The sequence below is a fragment of the Wenyingzhuangia gracilariae genome (genome assembly GCF_056387575.1).
Genome location: NZ_CM150748.1, coordinates 3125569 through 3144666, shown reverse-complemented (window position 1 = coordinate 3144666; position 19098 = coordinate 3125569). Strand labels below are relative to the sequence as shown.

Here is a 19098-nt window from a genome sequence, read left to right as displayed (position 1 = left end):
TTTTATAGTTTTTAATATCCCATCATAATTAACTAACTTTATACCCTATAAATTGTGATAAACTATGCCTATTACTGTTGATTCAAAAAAAGAACAAGAACTTACATTTAATCAATTTAAAGAAGAAATTTTAAACGATTATTACATAGCTGTACTTAGCCGTGAATGTAGCTTGTTGGGTAGAAAAGAAGTCTTAACAGGAAAAGCAAAATTTGGAATTTTTGGTGACGGTAAAGAATTACCGCAAATTGCCATGGCCAAAGCTTTTGAAAAAGGAGATTGGAGATCGGGTTACTACCGAGACCAAACCTTTATGTTGGCATTGGGAGAATTAACACCTCAGCAGTTCTTTGCTGGTTTGTATGCACATACAGATATAGAACACGAACCGTTTGCTGCAGGTAGACAAATGGGAGGACATTTTGCCTCACACAGTTTGGATGAAAATGGAGAATGGAAAAATTTAACAGAACAGTACAACACCGCTTCTGATGTTTCTTGTACAGCTGCACAAATGCCTCGTTTGGTAGGTTTAGCCTATGCTTCTAAATTATACAGACAAGAAAAAACCGTACAAAAAGGGTACGAAAAATTTAGCAAACAAGGAAACGAAGTCGCTTGGGGAACTATTGGAAATGCCAGTACCAGTGAAGGTCATTTTTTTGAAGCTATAAATGCTGCAGGAGTTTTACAAATTCCAATGGTTACAAGTATTTGGGATGATGAATACGGAATATCAGTTCATCAAAAACACCATACAACCAAAGAAAATATATCCGAAGTTTTAAAAGGATTTCAAAGAGATAAAAACAGCAAAGGAATAGAAATTTTTAACGTTAAAGGTTGGGATTATTCAAGCCTTATAGAAGCGTATACCAAAGCATCTCAAATTGCTAGAGAAGAACACGTTCCTGTAATGATTCATGTTGATGAAGTTACACAACCACAAGGACACTCTACTTCTGGATCGCACGAACGTTACAAAAGTGCAGAACGTTTGCAGTGGGAAAAAGACTTTGACTGTATTAAAAAAATGCGTGAATGGATTTTAGACTTTGACTTGTCCGAGAACGATGCCGACTTGCGATTGATTAAAAGTGAAGAAGAATTAATTGCCATAGAGAAAAAAGCGAAACAAGAAGTTTCTGCTGCTAAAAGAGCTGCTTGGCAAGCTTTTATAAAACCTTTAAAAGAGGAACAACAAAGTTTATTAGCTATACTTGATAAAATTACAGAGGAAAGTATTAACAAAAACTTTATTTTAAAATACAAAAACGATTTAGAGGATTTAACAGAAGTTCATCGTAAAGATATTTATGGTACTGCCAGAAAAATATTAAGCTACATAAGAGAAGAAAACATTCCAAGCAAAGCTCTATTGCAAAACTGGCTTCGTAAAAATTTACCTATAGCACAAGAAAAATACAGTTCTAAATTATTAAACGACTTTGGCAAAGGTGCTTCTTCTATTGCTGAAAAGTTACCTACTTATACCGATAAAAAAGAAATTGTAGATGCCCGAGTTATTATTCGTGATAATTTTGATGCACTCTTAAAAAAACACGACAACTTATTTATTTTTGGTGAAGATGCCGGTAAAATTGGAGACGTAAATCAAGGATTAGAAAGTTTACAAGACAAATACGGAGAGCTACGTGTTGCCGATACTGGTATTAGAGAAGCCACCATTATGGGACAAGGTATTGGAATGGCTTTACGTGGTTTAAGACCTATTGCTGAAATTCAATATTTAGATTATATTTTATATGCTGTACAAACCTTAAGTGATGACTTAGCTTGTTTACGCTATAGAACTTACGGAAAACAAACAGCACCTTTAATTGTAAGAACAAGAGGACACAGATTAGAAGGTATTTGGCATTCTGGATCTCCAATGGCTTTAATTTTAAGTTGTTTAAGAGGTATGCATTTATTGGTGCCTAGAAACATGACCAAAGCAGCTGGTTTTTACAACACCCTTTTGCAAACAGACGAACCTGCAATTGTAATAGAAAACTTAAACGGTTACCGTTTAAAAGAAGAAAAACCAAACAATTTAGGTGAGTTTTTAACCCCTATTGGGTATACTGAAACCATTAAAGAAGGAACAGATATTACACTGGTTTCTTACGGTTCTACTTTAAAAATTGTAATGGAAGTTGCTCAACGTGAGTTGGCACAAGTGGGTATTAATGCAGAGGTGGTAGATGTACAAAGTTTAATGCCTTTTGATTTAGATCACAACATTTCTTATAGTGTTTCTAAAACAAACAGATTAGCCATAATTGATGAGGATGTACCAGGTGGAGCTTCTGCTTATATTTTACAAAAAGTTGTAGATGAGCAAAATGCTTATCAATATTTAGACAGTAAACCTATTTGTATTTCAGCTCAAGAACACAGACCTGCTTATGGTAGTGATGGTGATTATTTTTCTAAACCTTCTCACGATGATGTGTTTGAAAAAGTATACACTATGTTCCACGAAGCAAATCCGGCTAAGTTTCCTAAATTGTATTAATAGATCTTTTGTTTTAAAAACATCCTGATAAATGATAAAAATATCTAGAAGAAAATTTATCAAAACAGGAATAATAGCTTCCATTGGAACTTTTTTTTTAGATATTCTTTGGTTCGAAAAATATGTGATTGATTGGAATTATTTTGATATTTCTAAATCAGGCACCAACAAAATTAAAATCATTCAAATTTCTGATTTACATTTTGACAAGCTTCGTTATTTTCACAAATCTATTGCCAAAAAAATAAATTCTTTACAGCCAGATCTTATCTTTATTACAGGAGATTCTGTTGATGAAACCAATAAAATAGAATTGCTTCATCAATTTTTAAATTTAATAGACAATTTCATTCCTAAATATGCCATTACTGGTAATTGGGAGTATTGGGGTAATGTAGATTTAAACAAACTAAAGCACACCTTTTCTAATCATAATTGCGAGTTATTAATTAACGAAAATAGAACTGTAGCTATTAAAAATCGTAACGTAGCTATTATTGGTGTTGATGATTATATAGGTGGTACTCCTGATTTTAAAAAGGCAATAAAAAATATAGAAAAAGTAGATACAACCATTGTTTTATCTCATTGCCCAGAGTATAGAGATATTATTGCCAAACAAAAAGGAGACTTAACAATTGACTTAGTTCTTTCTGGACATACACACGGTGGACAAATTACATTTTTAGGCTTGGTTCCTTTTAAACCACAAGGAAGTGGAAAATACTTAAAAGGTTGGTACAAAAACACAGAACCTAAAATGTACATTTCAAAAGGAATAGGTACCAGTATTTTACCAATTAGATTTGGAGCTAGAGCAGAAATGGTAGAAATGGATCTTTAGTTTTTCTTAATTAAATCTACACCAACAACACATTCAGCACATTTTTCTTTATCACAATATTCTTTTTTAAGTCTTAGTAGCGCTTGAGTTTGTAAAGCCGAATTTGTTTTAACTCCTAATTGATTAAATTTAGAAATTACACTATTCTTTTCTGCAGGAATTTCATACATTAAATCTAACAAATGGCTTTGGTCTTTTCCTTTGCTTTTAGCGTAAAAAAACAAAACAGGAACAATTACATTCATCAACAACAAGTCCACAAAACCTTTGCTAATTTGCTTGGCCGATTTTTTAGAAGGTTTGTTAAAATTATAATGCTGCTTCCAATAAGCTTCCATTTCAATGGTAAAAAAGTCTCTATAACCTTTTATTCCTGTATCCAAACTTAAAATGGTAGCAAACACTGTTAAATGTTTTTCATAAAAAGCAATCAACTGTGCCAGTCTAATGGTTGGAAAATTTGGAGGTCTACATCCGTAAAAATTAAGTTTTGGCAACTGTAAATCTTCTAGTTGGTATTTTTGTTTTTGGTAATAAAATTCCTTTTGCAAAGACTCATAATACATGTCTTCTACATGTTCATCTTCTAGCAGCCCCACCAATCCAAATAATAACGAAGCTGTTTTTTTATTAGAAATTTGTTTTCTAATTATAGAAAAATCAATCTGAGAAAAAGCATTTAAAAAAATAGTTCCATTTACATTTCCACCAAAATACTTGGCCATTAACAAAAACAATGTTGCTTCCCAATCTTGCCCAGTCGTTGTAAAAACCTTTTCTATCTCCCCTACTTTTCTTTCCAAACGCTCTACATACACACGCTCTAACCAACTTTCTAACTTAAAAACATCCGTATTTTTTAATTCCGATTCACAAAAAATCCATTGCTTAGAATTGCTCATCAGCTTTTTGTATTTCAATAAAACATCTTTTTGTATGTATTGCTTTAGTTCTAGAGTAGGAATTTCATTGCTATGCAAATCAAAAATCTCAACATCGTGTTCATAAACCACATGTAGAATTACATTTTGATAATTGGGATCTTTTTGATGTTGATGCGCATACCAATCCGAAGATTTTACATGAATCTCTATAGTTCCTGCCCATTTTTGTCCATCAATAGAAATTATAGCATTTCCAAAATCTGGACCTTGTAAATGGTTTAAGCTTCCTTTTTTATGTATGTTTAATTCTTGTTGCTTTGTGGTGAACAAATTGCTAGCTTCAAATAGCTGTTGTTCCCAAACTAAATGCAATAAAGACTCTTTCATAGCGTTGTAGAATCTGGTTGAATACAGTAAGTTAAAAAATAAAAAACTTATTTTTGCCTATACACAAGATTTTTCACATGAATATAATAGAAAGCCTTCAGTGGCGATATGCAACCAAAAAATTTGATAGCACCAAAAAACTATCCAAACAACAATTGCAATTAATAAAAGAAGCCTTTAACTTAACAGCTACATCCTACGGTTTACAAGCCTTAAGTTTGGTAATTGTAGAAAATCAAGAGTTAAGAGAGCAGTTAGTTCCACACGCGTTTAACCAAAGGCAAGTAGCCGATGCTTCTCACCTTTTAGTGCTATGTTATCCAAACCATTTTGACGGAAAAGATGTTGCGAACTACTTTGATAGAGTTATTAGTGAACGAAAAACTCCTGAAGAAACTATTAAACCTTTTAGAGATTTTTTAATTAACGATTTTGATAGTAAAAGTACCAAAGACAAACACGCATCTTTTGCCAAACAAACCTACATTGCCTTAGGAAATTTATTAACTGTTTGTGCTTTAGAAAAAATAGACTCTTGCCCTATGGAAGGTTTTGTTCCTTCTAAAATTGATGAAGTACTTGACCTAGAATCTAAAAACCTAAAATCTGCATTATTGCTACCTGTTGGTTTTAGAGCAGAAGATGATTTTATGGCCAAAGAAAAAAAGGTGCGAAAACCTTTATCAGAAATAATTATAGAAATCTAATGAACAACCCACTATCACACATAGAGCCTAAAGAAATTTGGGCTCATTTTAATTCCATTAACGCAATTCCTAGAGCTTCTAAAAAAGAACAAGCCATTTCTGATTTTATGGTTTCTTTTGGACAAAAATTAGGTTTAGAAACCACGCAAGACAAAGCCTTAAATGTATTGATTAAAAAACCTGCTTCTGTTGGATTTGAGAACAGAAAAAAGGTGACTTTGCAATCGCATTTAGACATGGTACATCAAAAAAACAACCATACCGTTTTTGATTTTGACACTCAAGGAATTGAAATATATGTAGAGGGTGATTGGGTAAAAGCAAAAGGAACTACCTTAGGTGCAGACAATGGTTTAGGAGTAGCAGCCATTATGAGTTTGCTAGCAGATAATAGCATTAAACATCCGGAACTAGAAGCCTTATTTACCATTGATGAGGAAACAGGTATGACCGGTGCTTTTGAATTGCAACCAGGTTTTATTTCTGGTGATATTCTGTTAAATTTAGATACCGAGGAAGATAATGAAATTACTATTGGTTGTGCAGGAGGTGTTGATGTTACCGCTACAAAAACCTACACACCTAGCTCAGTAAACCAAAACAGTTCTTTTTATAAAATTACCGTAAACGGATTAAAAGGAGGACACTCTGGAGTGGAAATTCATAAAGGATTAGGAAATGCCAATAAAATTTTAACAAGAGTTTTATTTGAATTGCAAAAGGACATTAAGTTTCAACTAATTTCTTTACAAGGAGGTGGACTTAGAAATGCAATTCCCAGAGAAGCAAATTGTTTTATTGCCATAGAAAATCATCAAAACACTCAAGAAACATTTGATACAATTGCAAAAAATATTCAGAAAGAATGGTTGGTAAAAGAAGAAAACTTAACCATTTTACTAAGTTCATCAGAAAGTTTTGAAACAGGTTTAGATGCTACCACACAATTTAACTTAATCCACACCTTATACGCTTGCCATAACGGAGTATACACTATGGATCCTAGTATTACAGATTTGGTAGCAACCTCTAACAACTTAGCTTCTGTAAATGTTAACAACGGAAACATAACCCTTGCTTGTTTAACAAGATCTTCTATAGAAAGTGAAAAGTTTGATTTGGTGAACAAACTAACCGCTACGTTTAGTTTAGGAGGTTTTACAGTTGTTACAGATGGAACTTATCCTGGTTGGCAACCCAATCCAAATGCAAGTATTTTAGAAGTAATGACCTCTCTTTATAAAGATTTATTTAAAGAAGAACCTCATGTAAACGCTTGTCATGCAGGCCTAGAGTGTGGTATTATAGGACAACCCTACCCTAACATGGAAATGGTTTCTTTTGGACCTACCATTAGAGGAGCCCATTCTCCAGATGAAAGAGCTTCTATTTCATCAACTCAAAAATTTTGGAAATTTTTAACGGAAATTCTAAAAAACATTCCCGAAAAAAACATTAAATCATAATAGAAAACCTACAAAAAAACACATTGTTTGGTATCATAATTGTTAATATCTTAACTTTTAGTTACACACAAATAATTGTACTTTTACGAGCAACATAAACTAGATGTATTCATGGGAAAAATTATTGCCATTGCCAATCAAAAAGGAGGAGTTGGAAAAACTACTACTTCGGTAAATTTAGCAGCCTCATTAGGAGTTCTAGAAAAGAAGGTCTTAATTATTGATGCCGATCCCCAAGCCAATGCAACCTCTGGTTTAGGTATAGATATTGAAACCGTTGAAAAAGGAACTTACGAAATTTTAGAACATACTTGCACGGCACAAGAAGCTATTGTAAAAACCAATTCTCCTAATGTTGATATCATACCCGCTCATATAGATTTGGTGGCTATTGAAATTGAATTGGTTGACAAAGAAAATAGAGAATATATGTTAAAAGATGTGCTTAAACCTATTAAAGATTTGTATGATTTTATTATTATAGATTGTGCTCCTTCCTTAGGTTTAATCACCTTAAACTCATTAACAGCTGCCGATTCTGTTATTATTCCTATTCAGTGTGAATATTTTGCACTGGAAGGACTCGGAAAATTATTAAACACCATTAAAAGTGTTCAAAAAATACACAACCCTTCACTAGACATAGAAGGGCTTTTACTAACCATGTATGATTCTAGACTAAGACTCTCTAATCAGGTAGTAGAAGAAGTTAAAAAACACTTTAGTGACATGGTTTTTGAAACCATTATACAACGTAACATTCGTTTAGGAGAAGCTCCAAGTTACGGAGAAAGTATTATTGCATACGATGCTACAAGTAGAGGTGCCGTAAACTATATTAACCTTGCTCACGAAGTGATTACAAAGAATTAAACATATGGCAAAAGCAACAAAAAAACAAGCTTTAGGTAGAGGTCTTTCTGCATTATTGAAAGAAAATGACATGAGTGTTCGTAGTGCTAATCATGAAAAAGCTACTGAAATTATTGGAAGCATTATAGAATTAGAGCTAGAACAAATTGAAGTCAACCCTTTTCAACCTAGAACTTTTTTTGATGAAGAAGCTTTAAAAGAGTTAGGAGAATCTATTAAAGTTTTGGGAGTAATACAACCCATAACTGTTAGACGTTTAGAAAACGATAAATTTCAATTAGTTTCTGGAGAACGAAGATTTAGAGCTTCTAAATTAATAGGAAATACAACAATTCCTGCATACATACGTTTAGCTAATGACCAAGAAATGCTAGAAATGGCCTTGGTAGAAAACATTCAACGTAAAAACTTAGACCCTATAGAGGTAGCTTTATCATATCAAAGATTAATAGATGAAATTAACTTAACCCAAGAGGAATTAGGAGGACGTGTAGGTAAAAAAAGATCTACAGTTACCAATTATTTACGCTTGTTAAAACTAGACCCTATTATTCAAACAGGAATGAGAGATGGTTTTGTAAGCATGGGACATGGTAGAGCTTTAATTAATTTAGACAATAGTTTAAAGCAATTAGAGATTTACGAAAAAATACTAAAAGACGGACTGTCTGTAAGACAAACCGAAGCATTAGTAGCACAAATAAAACAGAACAAAGCTCCCAAAACAGCTCCTAGTGTTCCTACTTTTATAAAAGACAACGAACAAACTTTCAATCGTTTTTTTGGACAAAAAGTGGCTATTACTGCCAATGAAAAAGGAAAAGGTAAAATTTCTATTTCTTTTAACTCCGAAAAAGAATTTAATCAAATTAAAGCCATTTTAAATCTAAGTGAATAATCGTTCTTTCATATTACTGTTACTAACACTATGCTTTCATCTATCTTATAGTCAAGAAATAAAAGAAGGAAGTTTATCTATGGATAGCAAAGCTTTTTTAGAAGATCAAGATAGTTTTAATCCTTTGTCTCCTGCAAAAGCTGCTTTTTATTCTGCTGTAATTCCAGGCTTAGGACAAGCATATAATGGTCGTTATTGGAAAATACCTATTGTATATGGAGCTTTAGCTAGTAGCTTGTACTACTACAGTATTAACAACAGAAGCTACAAAAGATACCGAACTGCTTTTAAACAAAGACAAGCCGGTAAAACCGATGAATTCATTAATACATTTTCTACCGAAAGCTTAGAAAGTGCACAACAAATTTTAAGAAGAAACAGAGATACATCTTTGTTAACTTTTGTAGGTTTGTATGCGTTACAAATATTAGAAGCAAGTATAGATGCACACTTGCTACAATTTAATATATCAGACAATATAACATTCGACCCTCAATTGATGCAAGAACCATCATCTAAAAAAAATTATGTAGGGTTGTCTTTAAATTTAAATTTTTAAACATGAAAATAGCATTATTAGGATATGGAAAGATGGGACAGACTATTGAAAAAATAGCTGTTAATAGAGGTCATGAAATCGTAGTAATTGTTGACGAAAACACCAAAGAATATGACATTACATTAGCAGATATTGCTATTGATTTTAGTATTCCTACTGTTGCTGTTCAAAACATTTCTAACTGCTTTAACAACGGAGTTCCTGTAGTATCTGGAACCACAGGATGGTTGGCAGATTATAACAATATGGTGGAATTGTGTGAACAAAAAAATGGAGGATTTATATATGCTTCTAACTACAGCTTAGGTGTAAATATCTTTTTTGAGTTGAACCAACATTTGGCAAAAATGATGAAGAACTTATCTCAGTACAACGTTACTATGGAAGAAATTCATCACAAACAAAAATTAGACGAACCTAGTGGTACAGCTATCACTTTGGCCGAAGGAGTTATTGAAAACACCAAATACAAAGGTTGGGAAGTTGACAAAGCTACAGATGAATTAAACATTCCTATCAAAGCCATTCGTAGCCCAGAAGTTCCAGGTACACACACCGTAAACTATACATCAGAAGTAGACAGTATAGAAATAACGCACACAGCACATAACCGCCAAGGATTTGCTTTAGGAGCCGTTATTGCAGCAGAATGGTTGGTAGATAAAAAAGGAGTATTCTCTATGAGAGACGTACTAGGTTTATAATTACAAAATAAAAGAAATGAACTGGATATTATTCTTTATACTAGTACAAGTATTACACTTTGCAGGTACTTGGAAACTATATAAAAAAGCAGGTAAACAAGCATGGCAAGCAGCCATTCCTGTATACAATGCCATTGTGTTAATGGACATTATAAAACGTCCAAAATGGTGGGTCATCATTTTATTTATTCCAGTAATTAATTTGTTAATTTTCCCTGTTATTTGGGTAGAAATAGCTAGAAGTTTTAGAAAATTTGACACCAAAGATACTTGGTTGGCCATTTTATCTTTAGGATTTTATAATTTTTACTTAAACTATGTTGTTTTTGATAAGTTAAAATACAATGAAAATAGAAGCATTAAACCACCAAGTAAAACAGGAGAATGGGTAAGCTCTATTACCTTTGCTGTAGCTGCTGCAACATTTGTACACACCTACATAATGCAACCTTTTACCATTCCAACATCATCTTTAGAAAAATCTTTATTAATTGGTGACTTTTTATTTGTTAGTAAATTTCATTACGGTGCAAAAACACCTATAAGTCCAATTGCCCTACCTATGGTGCATGATTCTATACCTGGTACAGGATTGCGTTCTTACATTAAAGGAATTGAACTGCCTTACTTTAGACTTCCTGGTTTTCAGAAAGTAAAAAGAAATGAAATTGTGGTTTTTAACTGGCCATCGGACTCCCTTGCCTTAATGTGGGGAGACAACTCTGGAAAATTTACCTACAAACCTATAGATAAAAAAACCAACTATGTAAAACGTGCCGTAGGTGTACCTGGAGATAGTTTAGAAGTTAGAAATGGTTATATTTTTATTAACGGAAAACAAACCGTTTTACCAGATAGAGCCAAGCCTCAATTTAATTATTATGTAGACACTAACAAACCTTTTACTAGAGATGAAATTGTATACACCTACAATGTAAATCCTGATGAAGCCTCTGTACTAAATAGAGAAAGAACAAAATATTACATAAATCTAGACAATGAACATGCTTTGTTAATGCAAAAAGACCCTAAGGTTATTTCTATTAAAAGAAGCATAGATCCTAAAGGGACTTATGACCCTAGTATTTTTCCACATGATCCACAATACGCTTGGAGTCAAGACAATTACGGACCTATATACATTCCTGCTAAAGGAGATCAAGTTGTTTTAGATAAAAAATCTATTCCTTTTTACAAAAGAATTATTTCGGAATACGAAAACAATGACTTTGAAATTAAAAACGGAAAATATTACATTAACGGAAAAGAAACCCATACCTATACTTTTAAACAAGATTATTTTTGGATGATGGGAGACAACCGCCAACGCTCACTAGATGCACGTTATTGGGGATACACCCCTTTTGACCATGTAGTAGGAAAACCTGTATTTATTTGGATGAGTTTAGACCAAAACCAAACCGCTATTAATAAAAAAATACGTTGGGACAGAATGTTTACTACTGTGCATGGAGATGGAGAACCTAAATCTTATTTTCTATATTTTATTGTTTTTCTTGGTCTTTATTACTTAGGAAAAGAAGTTTACAAAAGAAGAAAAAAATAATATGTCAAAAAATATTATTGTTCAACCAGCGTATTTTGCACCAATTGCACAATACGCTGCTATTGTACAGTCAAAAAGTACTACGTTTGAACTCCACGATCATTTTACCAAGCAAACTTACAGGACACGTTGCTACATTTATGCTGCCAACGGTAAGTTGTTATTAAATGTTCCTGTAAACAAAAGTAAAGAGATAAAGACTATAACACCTAACGTAGAAATTAACTATGCAGAGGATTGGCAAAAACTGCATTTAAGATCTTTAAAATCAGCATATAGTTCCTCACCTTTTTTTGAATTTTACGAGCATGATTTACATACAATCTTAGAAACAAAATACACCTATTTGTCAGACCTACACAATGCTTGTCACCAATTTGTAATGGATGCCTTACAAGAAAACATTCCTACTAAAAACAGCAAAGCATATGCAATAAATTTAGAGGGTGTTGACTTAAGAGATTGGATTCATTCAAAAGGTGAATTGGGTATTAATTTTGATAAATACATTCAAGTATTTGATGACAAACATGGTTTTATTCCTAACCTAAGTATTTTAGACCTTATTTTTATGGAAGGACCCAGTGCCATTACTTATTTAGAAAAATTAAATTTAAAAAATGTTTTCTGTTAGTTTTTTCATACACTATGGAATGCATTTTTTAGCACCAGGAATTATTGCTTATGTATATAACCCAAAAAATTGGAAAAAAAATTGGATACTTTTAATAAGTACTATGCTAATAGATTTAGACCACCTAATAGCAACACCAATATTTGATACCAATAGATGTAGTATTCAATTTCATCCGTTGCATAGTTTTCCCATAATATATATCTATTTTATAATGTTAATACCTAAAAAAACAAGGCTTGTAGCCATTGGAATACTTTTTCATTTATTAACAGATTTAACAGATTGTTTACTTAAATAACTATTTTTTTACTAAACAAATACTTACATTTGTTAGTAAGTACACCACCTTTAACAACATACATTAATGGAAATATTAATCAATTTCATCAAAGACATCTACCCACTGTCTAATGAAGATTTTCAAAAACTACTGAGTATATCCTCGGTAGTTCCTTACAAATCAGGAGATCATTTATGCGAATTAGGAAGTATTAATGATAAAGTTTTTTTTATTCTTAACGGAATAACAAGAACGTACATGAAAGAAACTCCAGATTCTCAAGAAATAAATAAATCTATTACCTGTTCAGGTAACATGGCCACTTCATTAAAATCGGCAATAGACAAAACACCTGCTAAAATTGCTTGTCAATGTTTAACAGACTGTTTGATTGTAGAAGTTAAAGAAGACGATTTAACTAAATTTAGACAAGAAAGTGTAGAGTTTAGCGAATTTATGTATAGGGCTTTAGAAATAGAGTATACCAAATTAGAAGAAGCATTTATAGACGTTTTATCTAAAGATGCTACCGAAAGGTACTTAATCTTAAGAAAACGAATTAAGAATATTGATCAATTAATTCCTCAATATCATATTGCTTCTCATTTAGGTATTACTCCTATTCAGCTAAGTAGAATTCGAAAAAAATTGTTAACAGAATAAAAAAAAGAGAAGCTAAAAGCTTCTCTTTTTTTTATTCTGTATTTCTTATTACTGCTGTACGCTCCTTAAATATTTTAACTTCTTTTTAGCTAACTTTAATTTGTTTTTTTCTTTTTCTATTGACTTTAAAACAACTTCTAACAAAGGATTTCCTTTTTTTCCTCCTGAAACAAAACCTAAGTTATTTTCCAACTGTTTTAAATCTTTATTTACAGTATCAACTTCTTTTCTTAAGTTATTTTGTTCATCCTGTAACTTTTTACTTTCTATTGCAGACCAATAAGCCAACTTTACCTGATATTTATAATATTCAGTAGCCAACTCTTCTTTTTGTAATGGTAAACTCTTTAGAATGTATGTTTGTATATCTTGGTCTATGCTATTTTTTTGGGGAGGAACTATACCTATTTGCACCCAAGTTTTTAGAATTTCATTTATGTTTTCTTCAGTAATATCTCCATTAGTTATTACCTCTAAAAACTTAACTTTACTATCGTAATTTTCTTGCTGCTCTGGTGTTCCTTCTTTTTTAAATGTATTTAACTTATCAAAATAAGCATCGCAAATACTTTTAAACTCTTTCCATAAAGCATCTGCTTGTTTTCTAGGTACAAAACCCACTCTTTTCCACTCTGCCTGAATTCTTTTAAAAGCCTCTGTCGCTTTTACCAAATCATCAGAATCTCTCCATTTTAAAGCCTCTTCAATCAAAGCTTTTTTCTGTGCCAATGCTTCGTTATGTTGCTTTTTACTTTCTTTAAAAAAATCGTTTTTAGCCGTATTAAAAGCTTTGGTAGATGCTTTAAATCCTTCCCAAACTTGATTGGTTTTATTTTTTGGAATTTTACCTATCGCTAAAAATTCTTCTTTTAATTGATCAAAAGCATCAATGCTTTTTTTCCAATCTCCAAAAGTTTTATTATTGCTAAAATCAAAATTTTCTAATTCTTGTATTTTAGCTACTTTCTTTAAATAATTTGCTTCTTCTTCTTTCTTTAGCTTTTCAAAATATTCTGATTTTTTGTTATGAATTGCATTGGTTATTTCTGAAAATTCTTGCCAAACAGGTTCTCTATGTTCTTTAGCTACAGGCCCTGTATCTTCTTTCCAAATTTTATGCAACACCTGCAATTCATTAAAAGCAAATTGTATATCTGTATGATTTAATAGTTCTTTGGCTTTTTCTATTATTTGTTGTTTTGCTTCTAAATTGTGTTTAAAATCAATAGATCTTAAATCATTGTTTAAATGTAACAAATCATAAAACTGTTCTACATATAGGTGATAATTCCCCCAAGTTTCTTGATATTTATCTGAAGATACAGCTCCTATTTCTTTCCAATCTGATAGTAGTTGTTGAAATTCTTTATAAGAACTTGATACATCATTTTTTTCTATCAATACTTTTATTCCTTCTATAACAGCTTCTCTTTTAGCTAAATTGTCTTTTAAGCTTTGAGTTATTTGTTGATGATGTGCATTTTTCTTTTCTATATATGCTTTCCAAAGTGTTTTAAATTCTACTTGAACTGGTTGCGAAAATTCAAAATCTATCTCATTACCTCCATCATTAACAAAGGCTTCTTTTGCTTTTTCTACCAACTCATTATACTGTAAGTAAAAAGATGCTCTTATGGCATTTGCTTCTTCCTTGATGTCTTGTATTGGTTTTTCACTAAGAATTGTTTTCAATCTATCTACTAAAGCCTCTAACGACATTGTTTTATAATCTACTGATTGAATTTCTTTATCCATTTCTATTGTTGTAATTGTTTAATTTGTTAAAGCTAAAAAATACTATTAATTAGGCAATATAATTTGGGGAGTAATATAGTTTAAAAACTGAATATTATTTGTTGCCTTAACGTTAAATTCCTTTGTTACAGGCATTCCTTGTATAGAATTTACCTCTATTTTTATTTTATTGTCTTTTTGTGGCAACGATATTCTACTATACAATATTTGATTGGGCAACGTTTGCCAATTTCTTGTATCTGTTTTTTCGGTTGCTGCATTAAACAAACTTACCAAAACCCCTAATCCTTCGTTTTGTTTTTTTATTGCGTTTTCCGATACTTTTTTGGCTATAGTTCTTAATGCAATTTTCCCAATTTCTCTTAGTGTTCTATCTTGTAATGTTTTAAATGCAATGGTTTTATAATCTTCTATCAATTCAAAGTAATTTTTGTGAGAGCTATTGTTCACTATAATATTTCCTTTGGTATAATAAGATTGTCTATTTTGATATTTTGGGAAGGCTATATTTAAAACACTTGTACTGTTTGAATTTGTAGGTACAGGAAAATTAATTCCCAACTCTTGATTGCTAAAGTTTACAAATCCATTATTGCTACCTGGCAATGCCACAAAGGTAAAATAAGATTGTGATTTATATGGAATTAAACCATTTTCCCAAAACACTATAAGTTCTCCTTCTCTTACTATATTTTTATTGTTTTTTATACCAAATAACTTGCTGTATTTTTCTTCTTCTTGTACAAAACCTAATGCATGCGCAGTATTAACAACATCTTTTTTTAGTTGTTCTGGAATTGCCACTCCAAAATAAGTTCCTTTATTTTCTAAATACAACTCTACTGCATTCCTGTAAGATATAAACGCATCGTTTAAATTCCCTGTTGCTTCGTACAACATTCCTTGTAAGTTTAATGCAAAAGCATCTGTAGTATATCTATTTTTTTTACCTGCCGGATAAGAATCGTTTATTTTTTGAAGTTCTAAATTAATTCTCTTAGCTTCTACCAAAGCCTCATCATACAACTTTAAAAAAATATAATTTAACGCTTTGTAATAATGAATGCTAACTTTCTCAAAGTCTTCTGCTCTATAAGGTGTTTTTTCTGGATTGGTAATTACTCCCAACACCCCAGCAGCTAAGCTTTTCTTTTGATCTTCTATAAATACATCTGCTTTATTAAACAATTCATTACTTAATTCATATTCTCCGTTTAAATAAGCTACTTTTCCTTTTTCTAAATAATACAGTAATTCATTTCTTTTTTTATTTAGAAATTTATTTTTTTCTATACTTTCTATTGCATTTGTAAACTCGCCTGCTACAATTTCTTTTTGATATTTTTGACTTAAAGAATGGTAGGTGGCACAGCTTATTTGACATAAAATTAATATCAAATAAAAAAAACGTATACTCAATTGTTTCGTTTTCATAAACTTAAAAGAAACAAAAACTGCTTAGCGTATAGTTACTAAGCAGCTTTTTACCTTTATTTATTATTTAGTTTTTTATGTATTTCTTAATTTTTTTATCCCCAAACCAAACCTTTTCGTTGGTCTGAATATTGGTTAACGTTAAGTCTACCTGATAATAAACTACTTTTTGTTTTTTTAAAGCATCTACAACAGAGTTAATAGTTCCTTGCAACATAAAATCAGCTCCTGTTTCTAAACCAAATTTTTTCATAGTAGATACAGAAGCATTGGTTTGTTGGTCTGCTCTTTCTGCTCTTAATTCATTCCTCATTTCTCCTCCTTGAACAACTCTTGCTTTTTGGTATTTTACCAACGCTTTTTCTACTTCTATAGTAAACAATTCAGCATCTATATGTTCATGAGATTTGTTTCTTACCAAACCTACAATAACCGTTGGTTTTTTTCCTGTTTCAGCTTTGTACTCATTAATCCAATCTCCCATTACAATTTGGCTACTTAAGGCTTCTGCAGACAATCTTGCATCGGTATCATTCCATCTTCCACTAATATCAATTTGCTCATCAGTAGCTACCCTTATTATCTTTCTAGCACAAGATGTGATGCTTAAAAAACCCAACATCCCCAAAAGGGTTGTAAATATTACTTTTTTCATTTTTATTTTATTGATTTGTTTTTTATTAAAATCTACAATTGTTTATAGGAAAACGAATTCCGAATCTGCTTCTGTAAAAAGGATAACTTACTCCTCCATAAACCGCAACTCTAGAAGAATAATAGGGTGTGTAATAACGAGTGTTTTTAGCTCTTTCCATTCGTTCTTCATGTCTCCACAAAGATCGCATAGCTCTATGGTCTTTATGAATTTTTTTACGTATTCTTTTTTCCTCTATAGGGTCTATAGCCACATAGGTTTGTTGCGCTGTTGTTCCTTGTTGCTTAATATAATCATTGGCAACAGTTGCATATTTTTGATAAGCTTCTTTATAGTTGGGATTTTGATCTTTATTGTTTTGAGAAAACCCTATGGCAACAAATAAAAAAAGTAATGAGAATATTATTTTTTTCATAATGGTATATTTTAATGTGATATACACATCTAAGTTACCAAAATTATACCAAACTTTTTCTAGCGAACATTCACAAAATTCTATGTTTTATAATTGATTAACTATTCCAAATTTCCCAAGATTTTTCTGCTTGCAACTCCAACATTTGCAACCCATTTTTGGTAGCTGCTCCTTGCTCTCTTCCCAAACGTAAAAATGTAGTTTCCGATGGGTTGTATATCAAATCAAACAACAAATGTTGATTGTTGATAAATTGATAAGGAATATCTGGTTTTAATTCTGTTTTTGGAGATGTACCTAACGGAGAACAATTTACAATAATAGTGTACTCTTCTATAATTTCTTTATTCAACTGATGATACCCCAAAACAGTATCCGTAGCTGTTCTTGACACAAATTTATATGCTATACCTAATTTTTTAAATGCATAAGCCACCGCTTTAGAAGCCCCTCCTGTTCCTAGTATTAAAGCTTTTGTATGGTGAGGTTTGATAAAAGGAAGTATTGAGTTTTGAAAACCATACACATCGGTATTGTAACCAACCACCGTACCATCATTGTTTATTTTAATGGTATTTACAGCTCCTATTTCTTTGGCATCATTATCTATAGAAGTTAAAAATTGCTGAACTTCTTGTTTGTAAGGAATGGTAACATTTAATCCTTTTAGCCCATTTTCTTTTTCTTCTATCACTTTTTTTAACAAAGAAATATCTTGCAAATCAAAATTAACATACTCATGTCCTTCTATTTCTTCTTTGGTAAACTTTTCTGTAAAATATCCTCTAGAAAAAGAGTACGATATATCTCTTCCTACCAATCCAAATGTAACTTTATTCATTTTAATTTATTTTTGAAAAACGTTCTATCCCAAGCACTAACAAAACACCTGTAACAACAAATATTACGGCTATCCAATTTTGATGCAGTGTTAAGTCTGGAAAAAATTTATCGAACCCAATAATTATTTTATTGTTGAATTTGTCTAATATTATAGCTCCATTTTTTTGTGCAAAGACCTTATTTTTCCATGGCCAAACAGTACCTAAAGATCCTATTATAAAACCAATAATTAAGGCATTTACTATTTTTCCCCATTTTACCAATACAAAAGCCAAAATTTGAGAAAAAAAGATCAATCCGAACACAGATCCTAAGGTAAAAACCCCTATAATTATTAAATATTCCTGATGATATGGTTCGTCTAATACGGCCCAATTTCCTGCCAATAGAGACATTAGTACTTTAGACAATACATTTACAGTATCTACTAATAAAAACACATAATTCCCCATTAACATTAAGATATAAGATCCGGACAAACCAGGAATAGTCATTCCAGAAACACCAATAACTCCACACAAAAACACAAACCATAAATTATGATTTTCTGTGCTTGGTTCTATAAAATTTATAGCAATCCCTATAAAAATTCCTACAAACAAAGACAGGTAACTTTTTAGTTGCCAGTTTTCATATTTTTTAATTAAATAGATTCCAGAACCTATAATCATTCCAAAAAAAAGAGACCATACATTTAGTTCATTGTGTATTAAAAAATAATCTAATAATTTAGAAACTGTAAAATAACTAACTATTATACCTGCCACAATAAACACTAAAAACCTAGCATTTATATAAGTAAAAAAACTCTTAAAACCTCTATTAAAAAGTAAGGCAAATGCTTTGGCATTAATTTTTTGAAAAGAATAAATCAATTCGTTGTAAAAGTCTAACACATAAGCCACTGCTCCGCCAGAAACACCTGGTACCTTGTTTGCAATCCCCATCAACATTCCTTTGACAAAGAGTAACAAACTATACAGTAAACTTCCTTTTGGAAACATGT

General features: G+C 31.4%; 19 protein-coding genes. 12 read left to right on the top strand and 7 right to left on the bottom strand.

From position 1 onward, the window contains the following. Positions 1-64: 64 nt before the first annotated feature. Together ACY2IJ_RS13815 and ACY2IJ_RS13810 are read left to right on the top strand one after the other, a co-directional pair. Positions 65-2521: an alpha-ketoacid dehydrogenase subunit alpha/beta gene (locus ACY2IJ_RS13815; protein ID WP_476724907.1), complete on the top strand. Its 2457-nt coding sequence runs from the start codon at positions 65-67 to the stop codon at positions 2519-2521. A 31-nt stretch (positions 2522-2552) separates the two neighbouring features. Continuing rightward, positions 2553-3365 carry a metallophosphoesterase gene (locus ACY2IJ_RS13810; protein WP_476724906.1) on the top strand — a complete coding sequence of 271 codons (813 nt, stop codon included), beginning with the start codon at positions 2553-2555 and terminating at the stop codon, positions 3363-3365. Here the strand turns inward: ACY2IJ_RS13810 and ACY2IJ_RS13805 are convergent. Then, a complete protein-coding gene (locus ACY2IJ_RS13805; protein WP_476724905.1) occupies positions 3362-4636 on the bottom strand; it encodes a DUF2851 family protein in 1275 nt (424 codons plus the stop codon). The genes ACY2IJ_RS13810 and ACY2IJ_RS13805 overlap by 4 nt on opposite strands. 77 nt (positions 4637-4713) lie before the next feature. Here ACY2IJ_RS13805 and ACY2IJ_RS13800 point away from each other — a divergent pair, with 77 nt between their 5' ends. The 10 genes from ACY2IJ_RS13800 (at position 4714) to ACY2IJ_RS13755 (ending at position 12990) form a co-directional block, all read left to right on the top strand. Continuing rightward, complete coding sequence (locus ACY2IJ_RS13800) at positions 4714-5343, top strand: NAD(P)H-dependent oxidoreductase (protein ID WP_476724904.1); 630 nt, start codon at positions 4714-4716, stop codon at positions 5341-5343. After that, complete coding sequence (locus ACY2IJ_RS13795) at positions 5343-6809, top strand: aminoacyl-histidine dipeptidase (protein ID WP_476724903.1); 1467 nt, start codon at positions 5343-5345, stop codon at positions 6807-6809. Before ACY2IJ_RS13800 ends, ACY2IJ_RS13795 begins: the two co-directional genes overlap by 1 nt. 111 nt (positions 6810-6920) lie before the next feature. Next, the gene (locus ACY2IJ_RS13790; RefSeq protein WP_476724902.1) at positions 6921-7682 is read left to right on the top strand and encodes a ParA family protein; all 762 of its coding nucleotides are present in this window, start codon (positions 6921-6923) and stop codon (positions 7680-7682) included. A 4-nt stretch (positions 7683-7686) separates the two neighbouring features. Then, a complete protein-coding gene (locus ACY2IJ_RS13785) occupies positions 7687-8580 on the top strand; it encodes a ParB/RepB/Spo0J family partition protein (RefSeq protein ID WP_476724901.1) in 894 nt (297 codons plus the stop codon). 79 nt (positions 8581-8659) lie between these two features. Continuing rightward, positions 8660-9139 carry a DUF5683 domain-containing protein gene (locus ACY2IJ_RS13780; protein WP_476724900.1) on the top strand — a complete coding sequence of 160 codons (480 nt, stop codon included), beginning with the start codon at positions 8660-8662 and terminating at the stop codon, positions 9137-9139. A 2-nt stretch (positions 9140-9141) separates the two neighbouring features. Continuing rightward, positions 9142-9843: a 4-hydroxy-tetrahydrodipicolinate reductase gene (dapB, locus tag ACY2IJ_RS13775; RefSeq protein ID WP_476724899.1), complete on the top strand. Its 702-nt coding sequence runs from the start codon at positions 9142-9144 to the stop codon at positions 9841-9843. 16 nt (positions 9844-9859) lie between these two features. Further along, the gene (gene lepB / locus ACY2IJ_RS13770) at positions 9860-11410 is read left to right on the top strand and encodes a signal peptidase I (RefSeq protein WP_476724898.1); all 1551 of its coding nucleotides are present in this window, start codon (positions 9860-9862) and stop codon (positions 11408-11410) included. 1 nt (position 11411) lies between these two features. Then, positions 11412-12044, top strand: coding sequence for a WbqC family protein (locus ACY2IJ_RS13765; RefSeq protein WP_476724897.1), 633 nt, complete (start codon positions 11412-11414; stop codon positions 12042-12044). Then, a complete protein-coding gene (locus tag ACY2IJ_RS13760; RefSeq protein WP_476724896.1) occupies positions 12031-12345 on the top strand; it encodes a DUF6122 family protein in 315 nt (104 codons plus the stop codon). Before ACY2IJ_RS13765 ends, ACY2IJ_RS13760 begins: the two co-directional genes overlap by 14 nt. A gap of 66 nt (positions 12346-12411) precedes the next feature. Beyond that, the gene (locus tag ACY2IJ_RS13755) at positions 12412-12990 is read left to right on the top strand and encodes a Crp/Fnr family transcriptional regulator (RefSeq protein WP_476724895.1); all 579 of its coding nucleotides are present in this window, start codon (positions 12412-12414) and stop codon (positions 12988-12990) included. A gap of 48 nt (positions 12991-13038) precedes the next feature. On the opposite strand, the gene ACY2IJ_RS13750 is transcribed toward ACY2IJ_RS13755, so the two are convergent. From ACY2IJ_RS13750 to ACY2IJ_RS13725, 6 genes are all read right to left on the bottom strand, one after another. Further along, complete coding sequence (locus tag ACY2IJ_RS13750) at positions 13039-14745, bottom strand: DUF349 domain-containing protein (protein WP_476724894.1); 1707 nt, start codon at positions 14743-14745, stop codon at positions 13039-13041. A gap of 45 nt (positions 14746-14790) precedes the next feature. Beyond that, positions 14791-16179, bottom strand: a complete 1389-nt coding sequence (locus tag ACY2IJ_RS13745) for a COG3014 family protein (protein WP_476724893.1) — start codon at positions 16177-16179, stop codon at positions 14791-14793. A 67-nt stretch (positions 16180-16246) separates the two neighbouring features. Further along, positions 16247-16834, bottom strand: a complete 588-nt coding sequence (locus tag ACY2IJ_RS13740) for a penicillin-binding protein activator LpoB (RefSeq protein ID WP_476724892.1) — start codon at positions 16832-16834, stop codon at positions 16247-16249. A 25-nt stretch (positions 16835-16859) separates the two neighbouring features. Continuing rightward, the gene (locus tag ACY2IJ_RS13735; protein WP_476724891.1) at positions 16860-17249 is read right to left on the bottom strand and encodes a hypothetical protein; all 390 of its coding nucleotides are present in this window, start codon (positions 17247-17249) and stop codon (positions 16860-16862) included. Between the two features lie 97 nt (positions 17250-17346). Then, complete coding sequence (locus tag ACY2IJ_RS13730) at positions 17347-18090, bottom strand: shikimate dehydrogenase family protein (protein WP_476724890.1); 744 nt, start codon at positions 18088-18090, stop codon at positions 17347-17349. 1 nt (position 18091) lies between these two features. Beyond that, on the bottom strand, positions 18092-19096 hold the full coding sequence (locus ACY2IJ_RS13725; RefSeq protein ID WP_476724889.1) for a DUF368 domain-containing protein: 1005 nt from the start codon (positions 19094-19096) through the stop codon (positions 18092-18094). Positions 19097-19098 lie beyond the last annotated feature (2 nt).